Annotated in this window: 19 protein-coding genes and 2 riboswitches; of the genes, 14 read left to right on the top strand and 5 right to left on the bottom strand. The window is 61.7% G+C overall.

Annotated features, from left to right (window positions below):
• Positions 1-11 precede the first annotated feature (11 nt).
• On the top strand, positions 12-212 hold the full coding sequence (locus tag ACR3YK_RS02110) for a type II toxin-antitoxin system RelE/ParE family toxin (RefSeq protein ID WP_486175600.1): 201 nt from the start codon (positions 12-14) through the stop codon (positions 210-212).
• Positions 213-298: 86 nt separating this feature from the next.
• Here ACR3YK_RS02110 and ACR3YK_RS02105 read toward each other — a convergent pair whose 3' ends face one another.
• Positions 299-976 (bottom strand): hypothetical protein, encoded by a 678-nt coding sequence (locus ACR3YK_RS02105; RefSeq protein ID WP_486175599.1) that lies wholly within the window; start codon positions 974-976, stop codon positions 299-301.
• 385 nt (positions 977-1361) lie between these two features.
• Here ACR3YK_RS02105 and ACR3YK_RS02100 point away from each other — a divergent pair, with 385 nt between their 5' ends.
• Together ACR3YK_RS02100 and ACR3YK_RS02095 are read left to right on the top strand one after the other, a co-directional pair.
• On the top strand, positions 1362-2036 hold the full coding sequence (locus ACR3YK_RS02100; RefSeq protein WP_486175598.1) for an SDR family NAD(P)-dependent oxidoreductase: 675 nt from the start codon (positions 1362-1364) through the stop codon (positions 2034-2036).
• A 56-nt stretch (positions 2037-2092) separates the two neighbouring features.
• Entirely contained in the window at positions 2093-3112 is a 1020-nt protein-coding gene (locus tag ACR3YK_RS02095; protein WP_486175597.1) for a hypothetical protein, read from the top strand.
• On the opposite strand, the gene ACR3YK_RS02090 is transcribed toward ACR3YK_RS02095, so the two are convergent.
• Positions 3109-3693: a nitroreductase family protein gene (locus ACR3YK_RS02090; RefSeq protein WP_486175596.1), complete on the bottom strand. Its 585-nt coding sequence runs from the start codon at positions 3691-3693 to the stop codon at positions 3109-3111. The genes ACR3YK_RS02095 and ACR3YK_RS02090 overlap by 4 nt on opposite strands.
• Positions 3694-3875: 182 nt before the next feature.
• Between ACR3YK_RS02090 and ACR3YK_RS02085 the strand changes: the two genes are divergently transcribed.
• Both ACR3YK_RS02085 and ACR3YK_RS02080 read left to right on the top strand, forming a co-directional pair.
• Positions 3876-4235: a zinc ribbon domain-containing protein YjdM gene (locus tag ACR3YK_RS02085; protein ID WP_197107410.1), complete on the top strand. Its 360-nt coding sequence runs from the start codon at positions 3876-3878 to the stop codon at positions 4233-4235.
• 21 nt (positions 4236-4256) lie between these two features.
• A complete protein-coding gene (locus ACR3YK_RS02080) occupies positions 4257-5234 on the top strand; it encodes a Ppx/GppA phosphatase family protein (protein ID WP_486175595.1) in 978 nt (325 codons plus the stop codon).
• Here the strand turns inward: ACR3YK_RS02080 and ACR3YK_RS02075 are convergent, their stop codons facing one another.
• Complete coding sequence (locus ACR3YK_RS02075; RefSeq protein WP_486175594.1) at positions 5235-6584, bottom strand: MFS transporter; 1350 nt, start codon at positions 6582-6584, stop codon at positions 5235-5237.
• Positions 6585-6875: 291 nt separating this feature from the next.
• On the opposite strand from ACR3YK_RS02075, the gene ACR3YK_RS02070 reads away from it, so the two are divergent.
• The 5 genes from ACR3YK_RS02070 to ACR3YK_RS02050 all read left to right on the top strand — a co-directional run bounded on the left by ACR3YK_RS02070 (position 6876) and on the right by ACR3YK_RS02050 (position 10685).
• Positions 6876-8099 carry an iron-containing redox enzyme family protein gene (locus tag ACR3YK_RS02070; protein ID WP_486175593.1) on the top strand — a complete coding sequence of 408 codons (1224 nt, stop codon included), beginning with the start codon at positions 6876-6878 and terminating at the stop codon, positions 8097-8099.
• The gene (locus tag ACR3YK_RS02065; RefSeq protein ID WP_486175592.1) at positions 8096-8302 is read left to right on the top strand and encodes a CDGSH iron-sulfur domain-containing protein; all 207 of its coding nucleotides are present in this window, start codon (positions 8096-8098) and stop codon (positions 8300-8302) included. Before ACR3YK_RS02070 ends, ACR3YK_RS02065 begins: the two co-directional genes overlap by 4 nt.
• A gap of 20 nt (positions 8303-8322) precedes the next feature.
• On the top strand, positions 8323-8448 hold the full coding sequence (locus tag ACR3YK_RS02060) for a hypothetical protein (RefSeq protein ID WP_486175591.1): 126 nt from the start codon (positions 8323-8325) through the stop codon (positions 8446-8448).
• A 43-nt stretch (positions 8449-8491) separates the two neighbouring features.
• Positions 8492-8695, top strand: coding sequence for a hypothetical protein (locus ACR3YK_RS02055; protein ID WP_486175590.1), 204 nt, complete (start codon positions 8492-8494; stop codon positions 8693-8695).
• A 310-nt stretch (positions 8696-9005) separates the two neighbouring features.
• Positions 9006-10685 carry a VWA domain-containing protein gene (locus ACR3YK_RS02050; RefSeq protein WP_486175589.1) on the top strand — a complete coding sequence of 560 codons (1680 nt, stop codon included), beginning with the start codon at positions 9006-9008 and terminating at the stop codon, positions 10683-10685.
• 138 nt (positions 10686-10823) lie between these two features.
• On the opposite strand, the gene ctlX is transcribed toward ACR3YK_RS02050, so the two are convergent.
• Both ctlX and ACR3YK_RS02040 read right to left on the bottom strand, forming a co-directional pair.
• Positions 10824-11816 (bottom strand): citrulline utilization hydrolase CtlX, encoded by a 993-nt coding sequence (gene ctlX, locus ACR3YK_RS02045; protein WP_486175588.1) that lies wholly within the window; start codon positions 11814-11816, stop codon positions 10824-10826.
• Positions 11817-11822: 6 nt separating this feature from the next.
• Positions 11823-12854, bottom strand: coding sequence for an ornithine cyclodeaminase (locus tag ACR3YK_RS02040; RefSeq protein WP_486175587.1), 1032 nt, complete (start codon positions 12852-12854; stop codon positions 11823-11825).
• A gap of 129 nt (positions 12855-12983) precedes the next feature.
• Here ACR3YK_RS02040 and ACR3YK_RS02035 point away from each other — a divergent pair, with 129 nt between their 5' ends.
• From ACR3YK_RS02035 to gcvP, 4 genes are all read left to right on the top strand, one after another.
• On the top strand, positions 12984-13415 hold the full coding sequence (locus tag ACR3YK_RS02035; RefSeq protein ID WP_486175586.1) for an Lrp/AsnC family transcriptional regulator: 432 nt from the start codon (positions 12984-12986) through the stop codon (positions 13413-13415).
• Positions 13416-13469: 54 nt separating this feature from the next.
• A riboswitch (glycine riboswitch) is annotated at positions 13470-13591 on the top strand.
• 1 nt (position 13592) lies between these two features.
• A riboswitch (glycine riboswitch) is annotated at positions 13593-13696 on the top strand.
• 35 nt (positions 13697-13731) lie between these two features.
• A complete protein-coding gene (gcvT, locus tag ACR3YK_RS02030; protein WP_486175585.1) occupies positions 13732-14889 on the top strand; it encodes a glycine cleavage system aminomethyltransferase GcvT in 1158 nt (385 codons plus the stop codon).
• Between the two features lie 2 nt (positions 14890-14891).
• Positions 14892-15263, top strand: coding sequence for a glycine cleavage system protein GcvH (gcvH, locus tag ACR3YK_RS02025; protein WP_100389727.1), 372 nt, complete (start codon positions 14892-14894; stop codon positions 15261-15263).
• Positions 15263-18190 carry an aminomethyl-transferring glycine dehydrogenase gene (gcvP, locus tag ACR3YK_RS02020; RefSeq protein WP_486175584.1) on the top strand — a complete coding sequence of 976 codons (2928 nt, stop codon included), beginning with the start codon at positions 15263-15265 and terminating at the stop codon, positions 18188-18190. Before gcvH ends, gcvP begins: the two co-directional genes overlap by 1 nt.
• The last annotated feature ends 175 nt before the right edge of the window (positions 18191-18365 follow it).

Genomic DNA, 18365 nt, shown 5'->3' with positions numbered 1-18365 from the left:
TAGCACACTGTTTGCGTATCGAGTTTTTCCAGGAAGTCGCACGGTTTTGGTGCGCCCACCGTCAGCGAAGCCACGCAGATAAAATGCTGGAACGTGATGGTTACCGTCGCTACAGCATTGGCAGCCATCTACTCTTCTATATCGAGAGAGCCGACAGTGTGGACGTGATTCGCATCCTGCACCAACGGATGGATATTACTCGGCACCTGTAGGTGCACCAGCGGTGGACTCGTCATGACTATTCGTCTGTGGTCTATCAGGCCGGGTATTCATTGGCGACGTTTTCATATTGGGAGTTCTAAAACCGTGTGGGCCTTGAGGCTTCTACTGTCTGGGCGCGAGCGTTGACGATGCCAGCGAGGCGGCTGTGCGATTCTATCCAGACACTCAATTCTGGGTCGATATGTCCAGCGATCTCGCACATCAGCTTGTGATCAATCAAAAGGTCGCGCGCATGGATGGGTTCATGGTGCGCAGCGCGGTTTCGCAGCAAGCGGAGCCTTTCGAGCGAATCGTGCAGGTAACCGCGGGGGCGTTCGTGGTCCAGGTGCGGGAAGGCACGTTCTAGGCCAGCTTCCCAGAGCTTCGTATGGTATCGATTTGCGAGCAACCCTACCCAGAAGCCGAACCGCATTTCCGCCACTACGTGCCCAGGTGTCCAATTGTTTGCTTTTTTTCGGTTGAGATCCTCAATAACTTCGTCGATTCTTGCGTCATCTGCTGCACTGAACTTGATTTTGCTCCACCACGATGAGGAGCCAGAAATCTGCGAGAGCTGTGAATGCATCGCGTTTCGAAGGCCCACTTCCAACGCGGCGAACGCCCCTAGGTAAGCGGCGCTGACTTCGACGTTCCACGTATAGAGGCGAATGCCACCCGCGTGGTCGCCTTTGCAAGCGACTAAGTATGGCTTAAATCGGTCAGTTCCGAGAATCGCGGGGAGTTTCGTCAGTGTGGCGGGATCGATTGGGTTCATTACTTCCTGCCGGGCCTTGACTTGATCTTGGGGTGCACGTCACCTATTATGGCCTAGTACGCTCTGGACGAGGCGGAGAGAAATCACGTCGGCGCGCTGGAGTAATAACCAAGATTTTGAGGTGCGCCACGAGGTGGCGCACCTCTTTTCTTTTGCGAGATCGCAGTGAGGCTTCTGGTGTGTTGCCAGCCGACACATTGTTAGGCAGCACAGTGATGTGGTGTTCCACTTCAGCAACTAGCGTTCTGTCTGGCGGCGCACGGATGCGGCTGGTGGTCTTCTCAACCGCACGGTTCTGCTTCAATCCCGTTCAGATCGATCGGAAACACGCCGCTAGGCTTTTCGAGCAGCACCGCCCGCCGAACGCTTTGATCAAAGGATGCTCATGCCCGTCATCGCCATCATCGGAGCAGGCCCAGGATTGGGCGCTGCAGTAGCCCGCCGGTTCGGACGCGAGGGCTTCGCGGTTGCCCTCATCTCTCGGGATCAGTCGAAGCTCGATGCGCTCGCCGCTGAGCTCGAAACGGCTGGGGTGACAGCCCGCGGTTTTGCTGCGGACGTGCGCGAGCCTGCGCAGCTCGAAGGCGCACTCGCTCGTGCGGCTGCCGAACTTGGGCCGATCACGACGGTGCAGTACAGCCCGCTTCCCTCGCGTGATTACCTGAAGCCGGTGCTCGATCTGACTCCCGAACTCGCGCTCGAAGCACTCCAGTTTTCTGCCCTCGGGCTCATCCACACCGTGCGCGCGGTGCTGCCCGCAATGCGTGAGGCCGGACATGGCAGCATCATCCTGATCAACGGCGGCACCTCGGTGAAGTCGCGCGCCGGCTTCGCGGGAACGTCACTCGCGTTCCCCGCCGAGAGTGCCTACGGCGAGATGCTGCACGAGACGCTCGAAGGGGAGGGGATCCGCATCCGTCAGCTCGTGATCCCGGGCGGCATTCCCAAGCTTCAACTACCCAACGGCATCGACGATGTCGCGTCACGGATTTGGGACATCCACGCAGCAGAAGGCGAGTTCCGCACGATGCTCATCCCGCTCGAAGACGGCCGCGAGTAGCGCGCTATTCCTCCGCTAAACGCACCCCCCGTAGCCCTTCGAAAAGGAACCAGTTCATGACAGTAGCGGAAGACTACCTTCGCGACATCCCCGCCGCGCATCGTGCGGCGACAGACACAATCGTGGCGAAGCTCGCGGGCTGGGCCAAGAACTTTGCCGCTGAACTGCAGCCTGTGGTCTTCCTCCCCGGCCAAACGGATCACCCCGCTTTCGACGATGCTGCACGAGTCTTCGAGGATGCCGCCGAGCAGCTGTTGCTCGCGGATGCTCCGCGACCTAACGAGGTGCCGTTGCTGTTTGTTGGCTACCACGCCATGAATCGCTTCACACGAAAGCGCCAAGCTCTGGGTTTTCTCGTGACCGATCAGCGCATCGTTATTCAAGACAAGTTTGCGGGAGTATTCGGGCGAGAGCTTCCCAACTATCGGATGCTGCCCGTCACCTCGGTAGATCCGGTCGCCTCCAGCCATGCCCTGATCAGTTCCGTTGGCAGTGCGTTCGACTGGTCAGACATGGTGAAGCTCATCGGAGCTCACTCAGCTGAGGGCCATTCTCCAGAGTTCCGACTCACCCAACTTCTCGTGGACGCGGTGACTAGCGTCGTGCAGCTCTCGCAGGCGCTCGGGCTGGCCGTCGCGGGTGAATCGGGCGAGGAAGAGACTGAGAACTCGACTGCTTCTGAGTTAGTTCCTCGGCTGGCAGAGCTCGGCATCCGTAGTGACGTAATGCTGGCAGACGACCCGCGCCTCGCGAAGATGCTCAAGAAATTTGGCCCAAAGATTGGCTTGGGCGACGGCGAGACGATCGCGTTCGCATCGCTCGATAAAACTTTCGCTGGTGTGTACGGCATCGTCGTCACCGATGTCGCGGTTCGCTCGTGCGACCTCATGGAAGAGCCGATCGTGTCGCTGCGGAGCGCGATTGATCCGGCCGAGATCAAGTTCGATGAGCAGGCGAAGGCGATCATCACCGAACCCGGCGTAGCGCACGTTCTCGTCTCGCACCTATCGGCCGACGTGAAGAATGGCATCGTAACCGCGATGCGCGAACTGGTCGCGGGCGACATCAAGTCTTAGGCGTTGACGAGTACCGATTCGGCGGCGGCACGACGTGCACGGGGTGCAGTTTCGCGCTCGCGAATAACGTCGGTCATCTCGGCGGGGTCGCCGAGTGAGCCAACGGCCATGACCGTGGTGGGGGTGAAGCGGTCGTCGATCTCGAGGGCTGCTGCTGCGGCATCCGGATCGAAGCCTGACATCTGGTGGCTGAACAGTCCGTGGCTCTGGGCCTGAATGGTGAAGTAGGCAACGGCCTGACCGAGGTCATACGTCGCCATGGCCTGCGCCCGTCCCTCTTCGTTGTGGTGCTCTGCAACGAACAGAATCAGCGCAGATGCGGAGGGAGCCCACGACTGGTTGAAGCCACTGAGAGTGGAGACGATGGCGTCGTGCTGCGGAGTTCCGCGACGAGCGATAACGACTCGCCAGGGCTGGCTGTTGTAGGCCGAGGGTGCCCAACGGGCGGCTTCGAGAGCGTTCTGCAGCGCCGTCTCATCAAGAGGTGCGGTGGCGTCGAAGTGGCGGGGGCTCCACCGTTCGGCAAGCACATCAAGGATGGGGGAGTCGGTCGCGGCGAGACGGTCGTGAAGCATGGTCATGAAGTGGGCCTTTCAGAAGCTGAACAGAGTCGAACAGTAATGTCGTGGGGTGCAACGTGTGCGTTGCCGGTCGTATTCCAGATCAGCGCACCAATCTGTAACCGCGCAATCAGGTAAAATTGACGATTAGCGACTAGTTCAGCGCTGCGCCAGCCCCATCGGCGCCCAGCCGAAAGTGCCTTATGTCTGACGCCCTGCCTCTCTGCCCGAACTGCTCAAGCGACCTTGCCTACGAAATGGGCTCGCTGTTGGTGTGCCCGATGTGCGCGCACGAGTGGTCGCCAAGCGAGGCGGATGCCGCTGCCGAAGCCGAGCAGAACGCCGCAGTGATCAAGGACGCGTTCGGCACGCCCCTCGCCGATGGCGACACGGTGAGCATCGTCAAGGACCTCAAGGTCAAGGGCAGCCCCACGTCGATCAAGGTCGGAACGAAGGTGCGCAACATCCGCCTCGTTGACGGCGTTGGTGACCACGACATCGACTGCAAGGTCGACGGTTTCGGCCAGATGCAACTCAAGTCGAGCGTCGTCAAGAAGGTTTAGCGGCAGCACCAAGGAGACCCCATGACTCGCGTCGCCGCTATCGATTGCGGAACCAACTCGATCCGCCTGCTCATCGCCGACGTCGACGGGCACGGCGGCCTCACCGACGTGGTGCGCACTCTCGAAGTCGTGCGACTGGGGGAGGGCGTCGACGGCACCGGCCAGTTCAGCCAGGGCGCCCTCGATCGCACCCTCGCGGCCGTGCGCCGCTACGCCGATCTGTGCCGCGAGCACGGTGCCGAGCGCATTCGATTCGTCGCTACCTCTGCCACTCGGGATGCCGCCAATCGTGCCGAGTTCACCGACGCGGTCGTCGCAATTCTTGGTGTGCCGGTCGAAGTGATTCCCGGAACTGAAGAAGCCGCACTGTCGTTCCGCGGAGCGCTCACGGCGTTGCATGCAGCCGAGCCCAACGACGCCGTCAACAGCACGCCGGCGCCGAAAAACCTCGTCGTTGACCTCGGCGGCGGCTCCACTGAGCTCGTAATCGGCGGCAACATCCCCGAAGCGGCATATTCGATGGATGTCGGCTGCGTGCGTCTGGCGGAGCGCAACATCACAAGCGACCCGCCCTCCGAATCCGAGCTCGCCGCCATCCGCAGCGACGTCAGCGCAGCTCTCGATATCGCAACGGCAACGGTGGACCTCTCGCGGGCCACCGAAGTCATCGGTGTTGCCGGGACTGTCACCACGATCACCGCGCATGCCCTCGGCCTCACCAGCTACGACCCGGTCGCGATCAGCGGCAGTCGGCTGCCGCTCGCCGACGTGCTCCGTTCGTGCGAGGCGCTCACCCTCATGTCGCGCGCCGAACGCGAAGCCTTGCCTTACATGCACCCCGGCCGCGTCGACGTGATCGCGTCGGGTGCCATCATCTGGGCTACCGTACTGCAGCGAGTGGCGGATGCCGCGGCTGCAGCTGGACACCCGCTCGAGTGGGTGACGACGAGCGAGCACGACATCCTCGACGGCGTCGCCCTTTCGCTCGGAAACGTCTAGCTAGGCGACTGAAGCGTTCTCACCTGCACCGAGGTCAACCCGCGCCGTCTCCGGCCCCAGAAACGCACCCACCGCAATCAGTACCCCGCCGAGCGCGAGCAATGCAGCAACCGCACCCTGCTGCCCGAGCACGCTCTGCAATGCCGGTAAATAGTAGGGGTAGAGCGCCGGAATCACGATCGACAGGCTGTATCCGACCCCGTAGCCGCTCGCACGCACGGAGGTCGGAAAACGTTCAACCAGGTACGCTCCAACGGGTCCGTAGGCCGAGACCGTCACGACTTGCAGCACGACCACTCCGAGCACGAGCTGCGCCAGGTTGGGCGCTGTGAACACTGCGAGAAAAGCGAGTGGTCCGGCAGCCGCCGTCAGCACCCCAAATCCCATAAAGAAGCGCCGCCGTCCGGTGAAGGTCGAGAGGTGGCCGCAGGCTGTCATAGTGAGAGCGGATGCCGCGGTGCCGATCATCATCGCGAATGACAGGGTTCGACCATCCAAAGTTCCTGTCGCACCCAGCGCCCCGGCGCCGGAACCCAGTTGCCCGGCCAGCACCGGAATCGCCATGTTGGTCAGCAGCCAGAGCCCGCTCATCATGATGAACACTTGCCAGAGGGCGCGGCGGTGGCGACCGATGAGGATCTCTTTCAGCGGGTTCGTGCGCTGCCCCGGTCGTTGCCACTGCGGCGATTCTTCGACGCGCGCACGGTAGTAGAACAGCATCGTGAACGCGAGCAGCGAGCCCAGAACGAAGAGAGTTCGCCACCCCCACTGGTTATAGGCGGCGGCATCGAGCACGCTCTGCAGCACGAACACCATGCCAGCGATCGACGCGTTGGCCCAGGGCGACATCCACATGATGAGGCCGCTGACGAGGCCGCGCCGTTCGGGCCGCGACCATTCCATCGCGAGCGGGATCGCGGAGGTGTATTCGCCGCCCAGGAAAATGCCGCCGACAAACCGTAGAAGCAGAATTGCGGCCAGGGTTCCACCGCCCAACACGGTGTGATCGGGAACGAGCGCGATCAGCAGCGTCGTGAGGGCAACGCCCAGCAGCGCGACTATTGTGGTTGCCGTTCGCCCAATGCGATCAGAGATCGATCCGAAAACCGCAGCCCCGATCGGGCGCCCGAGCAGGGTGGCCACGAAGATCAGCCCGGCGTTGCCGACGAGGTTATCCGAGCCAAACAGTTGGGCGGATGCCGGAGCCAGCGCAATTACCGGCAAAAAGATGTCGAACTGGTCGACATAGTTGCCGAAGATGCCACCGCGCACAGCACGACGAGTGCCGAGTGGCGGCCTAGATTCGGCGGCGGAGTTCGACGCAGCAGTGAGGGAGCGAGATGGAGCCATAGGCCGTTCTTCCTTCGCCGGCATTACCCGGTAGGTTCAACGGTCGAAGCGGCGTCAGCTTCCTCTCAGCCCGTGCTTTCGGGCTCCCGTGGGGACGAGCAACAACATAGCACCCGAGTCGTGTAGCTGCCCCTCTTGGGCGTTGTCAGTGAGCTTACTGAGAAAAAATTGGGAGCACGGCAATTACGTTGACCGCGCTCGAACCGGTTGGCAACATAAGGTCACTAACGAAGCTGGCGGGGCAATTCGGGTGCCCTGTCTGAGGTCTTCGTCACGATCGGAGAGGTCATAATGAACCCCACGGAGAACTCTCCCGCCCTCGAAACGACTCCCCACAACGGCTCAATTGCCGAGGCAAACACCACCACGCGTACCGCGAAGTCCGGTGACGGCGCACGACTGTGCGAAAACTGGCACGACGAAGAGATCGAACCGCGCGGTCCCATCAGCGAACTCCTGCTGGCTGCCTTCGGGAATCAAGCCGCGCCGCCCACGATTGACGGCCTCGCTGATGAGGTGGCAAGCACTATTGCGAGCGGGCGCGACCTAGTGCGTGATGACGATGTACAACTCGCGCTCTATCTTCTCTACGGCCTGTCCTATGGTCGCGTCGTCGACAACGGCGACCAGTGGGAGTGGCGCCTCGACACCGTTGCCGCTCGACTCGATCTCGAACGCGCTTTCGAGGCTCAGCTGCGCGAGCTGGTTCCGACCACTGAGCTTCCCAACGCAGCCGCAGAAGATGTCGCACAAGCGCTCTTCGCTCTTACTGCTCCTGATCCGGATGCAGGGCCGAGCCTCTCGCGCCACGTCGCAAAGAGTCTCACTCACGAGCAAGCGATCGAGTTCATGGTGCAGCGTTCCATCTACACCCTGAAAGAAGCAGACCCACACTCGTGGGCGATCCCGCGGCTGACAGGACGCGCTAAAGCGGCGCTCGTCGAGATCCAAGCGGACGAGTACGGCAATGGTCGCCGGGAGCGGATGCACTCCGAACTGTTTGCGCGCTCGATGCGCGGCATCGGGCTGGACTCTCGGTACGGCACCTACGTCAACTTTTCGCCGGCCATCACACTTGCCTCGTTCAACATGATTTCGCTCTTCGGAATGAACCGTCGACTGCGCGGTGCGATCACGGGGCACCTGGCTGCGTTTGAGATGACCTCCTCGATTCCTAACGGCCTCTACGCGCGCGGTTTCCGCCGTCTCGGTTTCGACGAGAGCGTCACTGAATACTTTGACGAGCATGTTGAGGCGGATGCCGTGCACGAACAAATCGCCGCCCGCGACCTCGCTGGTGGGCTGGCCGAAAGTGAGCCCGCCCTGCTCAGCGAGATCTTCTTCGGAGCACGGGCCTGCTTACTGATCGACGAATGGGTTGGCGACCACATCCTCGAATCGTGGGTGTCCGAGAAGTCATCCCTGCGTAAGCCGTTTCCCTTCGAGGCGGTGCTGGCCGACCGCGACGGGGGCGCGGCGAGCCCGGCTGATGCTGAGGCGGGGGCAGGCCGATGACACGTTCAGAGAACCCGGATGACGTCGAGGTAATGGCCTGCACCAACGGCCCTCTTCTCGTGCGGGGTCAGATCGACCTGCGCTCAGCTGATGGCGAACCGATTGAGCAGTCTCGAAAAACGGTGGCTCTCTGTCGGTGCGGAGTATCGGCGATCAAACCGTTCTGCGATGGCACCCACAAGCTCATCAACTTCAAGGCCTAGCGCTACGCGATAATGGGCTTATGACCAAAATGAAGCGCGTGCGTCACAGCCCGCGCGTCGAAGTCACGCCGTGCGACATGTGCGGCAACCTTTCCGACGGTGGCACTGCGGGGCAATTCGTGGGGCTCGAGATTCGACTCGAATGACTGAGGCGACGCAGGCTTTGCCTGCAACATCCAGAAACGCACCATGAGCCTCGATGCTGATCCTTTTGCCTACGAAGTCACCCAGGCCGGTCAGGTGCGCATTTTTCGGGGCGGGCGCGAAGTGGTCGTGGTGCGTGGTGCCGCAGCCAACGCCCTCGTTGCTCGGCTGGGAATCAGCGCCGCTGCTGATCAACAGGCGTTGGCACGAGTGACGGGCAATTACAAACGCGGCAACGAGCGACGCTAGCGCGCCATCCGCACGCTCTCAGCGGGCCCGAGAGTCCCACCGGTCGACCGTGGATTATTGCGCACGCGGTGACTAGCGAGCGCAATTTTGGTGACATCGGCAAATTTCCGTCGCAAAAGTGAGAAAAAACTGTACACAACCGTTTCAATGACGCGAAATTGTGTCACTATTGTGTATGCCCCCGAAAGGGGGTCAACTCTTGGTTCCCCCGAAACTGAGAGCACCCGTGATCGATGGAGTCCCCGTGTCCCGACCTCGCCACCGTTCCAGAACGCTCAAATCCTGGCTTATCCGCGCAAGTACCCCTGTCTTGGCGACCTTGTTAACGCTGTCCCTCGCGGGCGGTGGAGCGCTTGTGGCGCTCGCTGCGCAAAACAAACTTGACGATTTCGTTGCCCAAACATTCGGTTGCCCGAACGCGACCGAGCTCGCGGTCGTCACTGACCCGACGATCTCCTCGACGGCACAAACTGTCGCGAATGCCTTTAACGCAGAGCACGTCGGCCAGTGCCTCTCGGTCAAGATTGTTACCCAACGCTCTGCCGATACCGCGGCTCTGCTGGCCTCGGGTACCTCGACCGGTGCGGATGCGTGGATCCCTGACTCGCCCGTCTGGCTCAACCGCGTGGAGAGCACGGCAACCGCACTCGGCCGTGAGGTTCCGGCAACTCAAGAGTGGGACTCGATCGCCTCCAGCCCCCTCGTGCTGGCGACGCCAGCGGTCAAAGTTGCAGAGTTCGAAGCGGCAGAGGTGGGTTGGGGAGCGATTCTCGCGGGCCGTTACCGCACGCTACTTCCCGATCCCGAGTCATCCGCCTCGAGCATGATCGCCCTTGCGACGCTTAACGACCTCTCTACCGAGGGAGACCCGTCAGATTTCGACCAGGTTCTTACAAACCTCGGCCGGTCCATTCCGGACTCCACAAAAGCTGCATTCACTGAATTGCAGATTTCGGATTCGCGGATGGTCGCTCTGGCGACTGAGCGCGAGATCGTAGAGCACAACGCGTCAAACCCCGACGAGCCCCTCGTCGCGCTGTACCCCGCGGAGGGAACCGTTGCGCTCACGTATCCGTTTGTTGTCGTCGAGAATTCAGCCATCACCGAGGTTGAGTTGTCGCGAATGACGGAAGAAGAGCGCGCCGCCAACAACGAGGCTGAAACCGAACGCACGGCCCTGCTGGAAGAGTTTGCCGACCTCATTCGTGGCTCGTCGCAAGTGCTCAATGCCGAAGGCTTCCGAGATAACGCGGGCGAGGGAGAGATTCTTGCTTCCGGCGTCATCGCGGCACCTGTGCCGACCGAAAATGTCGGTGACACTGACGAGCTCGTGGGCATTCTGCGCAACTGGAACGCTCTCAACCTGCGTTCACGCATCCTGACCGTTGTTGACGTTTCCGGTTCGATGCTGGAGCGTGCGTGGGACGGCCAGCGCCGAATCGAGATGTTCCAAAACTCGGCAGAAGACGCCTTGAGTACGCTGTCTGAGGATGATGAACTCGGTATGTGGCTCTTTTCAAAGGAGCGCGTTGGCACCGAAGACTGGGAAGACGTCGCGGGCATCCGCTCGATGAATGACCCTGAACACGTCAAGAACCTGCAAGCGATTATCGACTCGCTCCCGTCACGCATCAATGGCTACACGGGACTCAATGACTCAGTGCTCGCTGCGGTAACGCACGTTCGCGAGGACTACAACCCCGACAAGGTCAACTCGGTGATGCTCATCACTGATGGGCGCAACGAAGACGACAACGGTATCTCTCTCGAGAAGCTGCTTGAGGAACTCACCGCCATGGTTGAAGCGAACCGTGACGAACCCGTGCCCGTGGTGCTCGTCGGAATCGGTCCTGACACCGATGTGGAAGCGATGCGCAAGATCGCGCAAGCGACCGGGGGAACGGCCTACCAAGCAAACAACCCCACCGAGCTCAGCAATGTAATGCTCGAGGCGTTGTCCCAGCGCGACTGCCGCCCGAACTGCAGTTAGCGAAACCTCCGCCCCGAGTTGCTACTGCGATGGCTCGGGGCGGAGGTCTGCTCTGATGGCGGCAGGCTTCACCGGCTGCACGACTCAGCGGCGGCTAAATTCACCGGCTGTAAGAGATTCATCGACCGTGTAGGGCTATCAGGCTCCCGCAGTCGGGGCTGTCTCAGCAGAGCCTGTGGCGGGCACGCCCGCGGCAACATCGGCCGCCATACGGGAGCGACGATCCAAGTGGATGCCCGCTACCATGCAGCGCACAGAGCCCCCAGCCAGCTCAATAGTCGGAATGTCGAGAGGAACAATTTCGCAGCTCGTCTCGATCACCGAACGTTGCGCAGGCGTCAGACTCTTCACAGCTCGGCTGGAGAGAGCGAGAATGCGACCGTTGGCGCCCTTGAGTTCGAGCGCATTGCCGGCAAAATTCGCGATCTGATCAGCAGTGAGGTCAATGAGGGTGCGCCCCGGCTCTGTCAATCGCTCCGCCATTTCCATCCTGCGGTCTCCCGAGGCGATCAGGTCGAGCCCGATCATGGCGAAGTCGGTGGCGATGCACATCATGACGTTGGTGTGATAGATCGGCACTCCGTGGCGGTCGCGCGCTTCGAACATCATGGGTTCGTACCCGAAGGATGCGCAGAATCGCTCAAGCGCGAGCGGGTTCGCACGGTGCGACTCGGCCGCGTAAGCGACGCGATTGGTATGGTCAATGACCATCGCGCCGGTGCCTTCGAGATAAATGCCGTCGTGCTCCAACCCGGAGTAATCGACGACATCCTGCACCCGAAAGTCACGCTTCAGCATCTCGATCACGTCGGGGCGACGCTCCGTGCGACGATTCGGCGCATACATCGGGTAGACCGCCACGCGGCCGCCACTGTGAGTCGAAAACCAGTTGTTCGGGAACACGCTGTCGGGGCGTGAGCTCTCCGTGTCTTCAAAGACGTGGATGTTCACGCCTGCGTTGCGCAGAGTCTCGGCCACCTGAGTGGACTCCTTGTACGCAGCGCGAGCAATCTCATCCGGGGTTCTCGTGGGATCAGTGGACTGAAATGCGTTGTCACCCGCGGTTTGGCTGTTCGGGGTGAACAGGTGCGGGCGTATTAGTACTGCGGCGGAGGGTGCTTGAACGCTCATTGACGGTTACGCGGTCAGCGCGGGAGAGCGCGAGACGAGTGAGAACAAATCCTTGGGATCCGACGGGTCCGCGATGAGATCGAGGTCCGTCGCGTATTCGGTGCCGCGAACAGCGTCGAAAACGTAACGCAGGGCCGAGAAGTCTTCGATCGCGAAACCGACCGAGTCAAAGAGGGTGACCTCCTCGCTGGTGGTGCGGCCTGCGGCCGTGCCTGCGAGAACTTCCCACAGTTCGGTGATGGGGGAATCGGCTTCGAGTTGCTGAATTTCGCCCTCGATGCGAGTTTGTTCGGGGAACTCCACGAACACCGTTGCATTGCGCACGATTGCCGCTTCGAGTTCGGTCTTGCCAGGGCAGTCGCCGCCGATGGCGTTGAGGTGCATGCCGGGTTCGATCATGTCGGCGGTGAGGATCGTTGCGTTCTTCTTGTCAGCGGTGCAGGTCGTGACGATGTCGGCGCCGGCCGCAGCATCCGCCGCAGATGTCGCGCGCACGATCTCGAAGCCGAGAGGCTCGACGTTGCGAATGAACTTATCGAGGGCCGCAGGGTCGGTGTCCCACACGCGCAGGCTCGTGATGCCGAGTCCGGCGCGAAAGCCGAGGGCCTGGAACTCAGACTGTGTACCGGTGCCGATGAGCGCAAGCACGCTCGAATCTGGTCGGGCGAGCGCTCGGGCGGCCATCACTGAGGTCGCTGCGGTGCGCAGGGCGGTGAGCAGGGTCATCTCCGAGAGGAAAGTGGGGTAGCCGTTGTCGACACGAGCGAGCATGCCTAGTGCGGTGACAGTTTGGAAGCCGAGAGCGGGGTTGGAGGGGTGACCGTTGACGTACTTAAAGGCGTAGGTCTCACCGTCGCTCGTGGGCATAAGTTCGATAACGCCCTCGGGGGAGTGAGCTGCGACGCGGGGGCTTTTATCGAACTGCGGCCACTTGGCGTAGTCCTGTTCGAGGTAGCTGACGATGCCCATAATGATTGGCTCGATGCCGGTATCGGCGATCCAGCGGCGCATGTTTGGGACGTCTACGTAGTGAACCATGTCACTCCTTTCGTTGCGGTATTACTAGTCCCACGTTACGAATGCGCACTATGTAGCTACAACTCGCAGTCAACGCGATTTTCGGCTAATAAATGCGCATAATGCTCTGCAAAAATGTACACTTTGCATATGTCTGATCTCGATGACCTCGATCGCCGTCTCCTTGCCGCCCTTCGTGCCGATGCACGCGAGTCTGTGGCGAGTCTGTCGCGCCGCCTCAACGTCACGCGCGCGACCGTCACAAGCCGCATCGATCGCCTCGTGAGCAATGGCACAGTGCTCGGGTTCTCTGTACGAATTCGGGAAGACCGCGACCCGTCCTTCATCCGTGCTATTGCGTTCATCGAGGTTGAAGGTCGATCCACGGATGCCGTGATCAGCAAACTGCGCGGACTGCCCGAAATCCACGAGCTCCACACCACCAACGGTGCCTGGGATCTCGTGGCCGACATCCGTACTGACAGTCTCAGCAACTTCGACCGCGTGCTCGCCCGCATGCGCAATGTCGAAGGCGTAGTGAATAGCGAGACGAGCTTGCTGCTGAGCTCGGCACTCTTGTAACGCGCGCATCGGCCCCGCATTGCTATGCTGAGCTAACAACTGAACATCGGGCCGCAACACGATGCGGGAGAGCCGGGCACCCCGTGTTCGTCAACAGAAGTTGGCAAGCGCGAGACCGGCACCGAAGGAGCAAGCCTCCCCGCCAATCTCTCAGGTTCACGTACCGCACCGCACTGGCCACTCTGGAAAGAGAACCTCGCATCACCCTGAGGTTCCGCCGACGGTGAAAGCTCACTAGATTCTTTGGTGTGTGAAGCTCTCAGGCTCATCACAGAGGGGGAGTTCTATTCACTAGCCCACGCGCCAGGAGAACTCCGTGTCCGATGAATCACCCTCGTCAGCGTCACCCGCTGACTCTTCGCGTGCCCCGGTGAAGTACTCGCCGCTGCACAGCATCCACGAACAACTCGGTGCCGCCTTCACCGACTTTGCCGGGTGGATGATGCCGGTACGGTACAGCTCCGACCTCGCCGAGCACCATGCCGTGCGCACCGCTGCGGGAATCTTCGACATCTCGCACATGGCCGAGATTCACGTTCGCGGCGCTGACGCCGGCGCGTACCTCGACTTCGCTCTGGCCGGAAAGCTCTCGGGCATCGCCCTCGCGCAGGCCAAGTACAGCCTGCTACTCAACGAGGCCGGCGGCATTATTGATGACCTCGTCACCTACCGTCTCGCCGACGATCACTTTTTGGTTGTGGCTAATGCCGGTAACCGTTTCGCCGCAGCGACGGCGCTCGCCGAACGCGCCGAAGGTTTCGACGTTGCCGTCACCGATGAGAGTGACGACTACGCGCTCATCGCCGTTCAGGGCCCCGTTGCCCGCGCCATCCTCGAAGCGACTGTCGGGCTCAGCGACTTCGCAACGCCGCTCGACGAACTCAAGTACTACCGCGAAACCGCGGCAACCTTCAACGGCACTGACCTCATCATCGGTCGCACCGGCTACACCGGCGAAGACGGTTTCGAACTGTACATTCACGTGGATGCCGCCGCCGCCCTCTGGGCAGCGCTCACGGTTGCCGGCTCCCCGCTCGGTCTCGTCCCCGCCGGTCTCGCCTGCCGAGACACTCTCCGCCTTGAGGCGGGCATGCCCCTGTACGGTCACGAGCTCAGCCTCACAACTTTCCCCGTGCAGGCCGGTCTTGGCCGCGTCGTCGCGCTCAGCAAAGAGGGCGACTTCGTGGGCCGCACTGCAATCGAAGAAGGCCCGGATGCCGGTGCCCGCGTGCTCGTCGGTCTTGCGGCTGAAGGCCGTCGCGCCGGTCGCGCCGACTACCTGCTCTTCCACGGTGACAAAGAAGTCGGCGTCATTACCTCGGGCGCGCTTTCGCCGACCCTGGGCCACCCGATCGCTATGGCTTACGTCGACCCCGACGTGAGCGAGGTCGGCACCGAGCTTCACATTGATGTGCGGGGCAGTCGCATTGCTGCATCCGTTGTTTCCCTACCCTTTTACAAGAGAGAGGCCTGATCATGGCTGAGAAGAGCGAACTGCAGTACACCGCCGAGCACGAGTGGGTGCTGGTCGACGGAAACGTCGCGACTGTGGGAATCACCGATTTCGCCGCAGGCAAGCTCGGCGACATCGTCTTCGTTGACCTTCCCAAGGTGGGCGACACCGTCACCGAGGGCAAGATTGTCGGCGAGATCGAGTCGACCAAGTCCGTGGGCGAACTCTTCGCTCCCGTTGCCGGAACCGTCGTCGAGTCCAACGACGCCGTTGCCGACAGCCCCGAACTCGTCAACAGCGACCCCTTCGGTGAAGGCTGGCTCGTGAAGATCGAATTCTCCGAACTCCCGTCGATGCTCAGCCTCGACGAGTACACCGCACTGACAGGCGAATAATGCCCAACCCTTTCATCAGCGGCACGTTCGCCGACCGTCACATCGGTACGGATGACGCCGCCCAGGCCAGCATGCTCGCTGCGGTCGGCTACGACAGCCTCGAAGCGCTCGTGGATGCCGCGGTTCCGCCGGCTATCCACCAGACTCCCGTCGAGAATTCCACGATTCCGGCTCCCGCTTCAGAGCGTGAAGCGCTCGCCGAACTGCGCGCTCTCGCCGGCGCGAACAAGGTTCGTCGCAGCATGATCGGTCTCGGTTACTACGACACCATCACCCCCGCGGTCATCAAGCGCAACGTGCTCGAGAACCCGAGCTGGTACACGGCGTACACGCCGTACCAGCCGGAGATCTCGCAGGGTCGTCTTGAGGCGCTCATTAACTTCCAGACGATGGTGGCCGACCTTGCGGGTATGACCACTACGAACGCGTCGATGCTCGATGAGGGCACCGCGGCCGTTGAGGGCATGCTCCTTGCTCGCCGCGCAGCTCGCGTCGAGTCGCCCGTCTTCATCGTGGATGCCGACACTCTTCCGCAGACCAAGGCTCTGCTGGCGAACCGCGCGGAGGCTCTTAGGATCGAGCTTGTCGAGCTCGACCTGGCCACGATGGGGGCGAACCCTGAGTTGCCGGAGTGCTTCGGCGCGCTCATCCAGTATCCGGGTGCAACCGGTCGCGTGTGGGATTCCAGCGAGGTTATTGCTGCGGTGAAGGCACAGGGCGGACTCGCCGTTGTTGCAGCCGACCTGCTCGCCCTCACGATTCTCACGTCTCCGGGCGAGCTCGGCGCAGACGTTGCCGTGGGCACCACGCAGCGCTTCGGCGTTCCGATGGGCTTCGGCGGACCGCACGCCGGCTACATGTCGGTGCGCAAGGGTCTCGAACGCCAGTTGCCTGGTCGTCTCGTTGGGGTGTCTCAGGATGCCGCTGGCGACCCCGCCTATCGTCTGTCGTTGCAGGCACGCGAGCAGCACATCCGCCGCGAGAAGGCGACCTCCAACATCTGTACCGCTCAGGTGCTGTTGGCTGTCATGGCATCCATGTACGCCGTGTATCACGGACCGCAGGGGCTCAAGCGAATAGCCCAGCGCATCCACCACGACACCGCTCAGTTCGCCGCGCGCTTGACCGCTGCCGGCTACACAGTCGAGAACGAGACCTTCTTCGACACCCTGACAGTGACGAAAAAGGGGCAGGCTCAGGCGATTGCCGCTAAGGCCCTTGAGAGCGACATCCTGCTCCATGTAGTGGATGCCGACACCGTGCGTTTGAGCTTCGACGAAGTATCGACGCAGCCCTATGGTGGAATGCTCGCCGCGCAAGAGAACGATCTCGCCGAGGCCTTTGGGCTTGAGGGCGGCTTCTTCAGCTACTCGCCCGACGACACCACAATCCCCGAGGCGCTGAACCGCACGAGTGAGTACCTCACGCACCCGGTCTTCAACACGCACCGCTCGGAGACGAGCATGATGCGGTACCTCAAGTACCTCGCCGACAAGGACTATGCGCTCGACCGCGGCATGATCCCGCTGGGCTCGTGCACGATGAAGTTGAACGCAGCGACCGAGATGGAAGCGGTGAGCTGGCCGGAATTTGCGGGCATCCACCCCTTCGCTCCTGCCGAAGACGTCGCGGGGTACCTCGTCATGATCTCGCACCTCGAATCGTGGCTTACTGAGGTCACCGGATACGACACCGCGTCATTGCAGCCGAATGCCGGCAGCCAGGGCGAACTTGCCGGGCTGCTCGCAATTCGCAGCTACCACCGCGCCAATGGCAATCCGGAACGTACTATCTGCCTCATCCCGTCGAGCGCGCACGGCACGAATGCCGCCAGCGCCATGCTCGCCGGAATGCGCGTTGTTGTGGTCGCCTGTGATGATCTCGGCAACGTTGACCTCGATGACTTGCGCGCTAAAATCGCCGAGCACGCGAACGAAATCGCTGCCCTGATGATCACCTATCCCTCGACCCACGGTGTCTACGAGCACGAAGTGCGCGAGATCACGCAGGCCGTGCACGATGCGGGCGGTCAGGTTTACGTCGACGGTGCCAACCTCAACGCCCTGCTTGGCTACGCGCGGTTCGGTGACTTCGGCGGCGACGTCAGCCACCTCAACCTGCACAAGACCTTCTGCATCCCTCACGGTGGTGGCGGCCCCGGTGTTGGTCCGGTTGTGGCGAAAGCGCACTTGGCTAAGTTCTTGCCCGGGCATCCCATGGCCCAGAGCCAGCACCATCCCGCATTCGACATGCAGACCGGTGCTGCAGGCCCGTATGTTCACGCCGGGGGAGCGGTCAGTGCTGCACCGTACGGCAGCCCGAGCATTCTGCCCATCACGTGGGCCTATGTGCGCATGATGGGCTCGGCCGGCCTCAAGGCGGCAACCGGTGCCGCTGTGCTCTCGGCCAACTACATCGCGGTTCGACTGCGCGAGCATTTCCCGGTGCTTTATGCGGGAGACAACGGGCTGGTCGCTCACGAGTGCATTCTCGATCTGCGTCCGCTCAAGGAAGCGACGGGCATTGACAACAACGATGTCGCTAAGCGCCTTATTGACTACGGCTTCCACGCACCGACCATGTCGTTCCCCGTAGCGGGAACGCTGATGGTCGAGCCCACCGAGAGCGAAGACCTCGCCGAGCTTGATCGCTTCATCGACGCGATGATTGCCATCAAGAAAGAGGCGGATGCCGTGGCCGCCGGAACGTGGCCCGCCGACGACAACCCGCTCATCAATGCTCCGCACACGGCGCATTCGGTGATCGCGGGCGAGTGGGAGCACGCCTACTCTCGCGAGCAAGCGGTGTACCCGTTGTCGACGCTCGTTTCGGGCAAGTATTGGCCTCCGGTTCGTCGCGTGGACAACGCGTATGGTGACCGCAACTTGGTCTGCTCCTGCCCACCGATTGAGGCTTTCGCGCACTAATTCGTGCCCTTGAGCCCGCAAGCAGGCTAGTGGAAAATGGCGCGTGCGGAGTTGATCCAGTTCGACTCCGCACGCGCCATCACTGTGTCCCCCAAAAGCGGGACATCAGTGTTCTACTGGTATCTGTGTTCGATCGCTCATCTTTTCACGTCGATCGCTGGATATTGCTGTACCA

The sequence above is a fragment of the Salinibacterium sp. 10G20-15 genome, assembly GCF_057365065.1.
The sequence above is the reverse complement of the archived record's forward strand: the minus strand, read 5'-3'. Positions and strand labels throughout refer to the sequence as shown.

Bases quoted from the DNA above. Each gene is read 5' to 3' on its own strand.
- ACR3YK_RS02105 (WP_486175599.1), bottom strand. From the start codon at position 976: ATGAACCCAATCGATCCCGCCACACTGACGAAACTCCCCGCGATTCTC.
- ACR3YK_RS02100 (WP_486175598.1), top strand. From the start codon at position 1,362: ATGCCCGTCATCGCCATCATCGGAGCAGGCCCAGGATTGGGCGCTGCA.
- ACR3YK_RS02095 (WP_486175597.1), top strand. From the start codon at position 2,093: ATGACAGTAGCGGAAGACTACCTTCGCGACATCCCCGCCGCGCATCGT.
- ACR3YK_RS02090 (WP_486175596.1), bottom strand. From the start codon at position 3,693: ATGACCATGCTTCACGACCGTCTCGCCGCGACCGACTCCCCCATCCTT.
- ACR3YK_RS02085 (WP_197107410.1), top strand. From the start codon at position 3,876: ATGTCTGACGCCCTGCCTCTCTGCCCGAACTGCTCAAGCGACCTTGCC.
- ACR3YK_RS02080 (WP_486175595.1), top strand. From the start codon at position 4,257: ATGACTCGCGTCGCCGCTATCGATTGCGGAACCAACTCGATCCGCCTG.
- ACR3YK_RS02075 (WP_486175594.1), bottom strand. From the start codon at position 6,584: ATGGCTCCATCTCGCTCCCTCACTGCTGCGTCGAACTCCGCCGCCGAA.
- ACR3YK_RS02070 (WP_486175593.1), top strand. From the start codon at position 6,876: ATGAACCCCACGGAGAACTCTCCCGCCCTCGAAACGACTCCCCACAAC.
- ACR3YK_RS02065 (WP_486175592.1), top strand. From the start codon at position 8,096: ATGACACGTTCAGAGAACCCGGATGACGTCGAGGTAATGGCCTGCACC.
- ACR3YK_RS02060 (WP_486175591.1), top strand. From the start codon at position 8,323: ATGACCAAAATGAAGCGCGTGCGTCACAGCCCGCGCGTCGAAGTCACG.
- ACR3YK_RS02055 (WP_486175590.1), top strand. From the start codon at position 8,492: ATGAGCCTCGATGCTGATCCTTTTGCCTACGAAGTCACCCAGGCCGGT.
- ctlX (WP_486175588.1), bottom strand. From the start codon at position 11,816: ATGAGCGTTCAAGCACCCTCCGCCGCAGTACTAATACGCCCGCACCTG.
- ACR3YK_RS02040 (WP_486175587.1), bottom strand. From the start codon at position 12,854: ATGGTTCACTACGTAGACGTCCCAAACATGCGCCGCTGGATCGCCGAT.
- ACR3YK_RS02035 (WP_486175586.1), top strand. From the start codon at position 12,984: ATGTCTGATCTCGATGACCTCGATCGCCGTCTCCTTGCCGCCCTTCGT.
- gcvH (WP_100389727.1), top strand. From the start codon at position 14,892: ATGGCTGAGAAGAGCGAACTGCAGTACACCGCCGAGCACGAGTGGGTG.
- gcvP (WP_486175584.1), top strand. From the start codon at position 15,263: ATGCCCAACCCTTTCATCAGCGGCACGTTCGCCGACCGTCACATCGGT.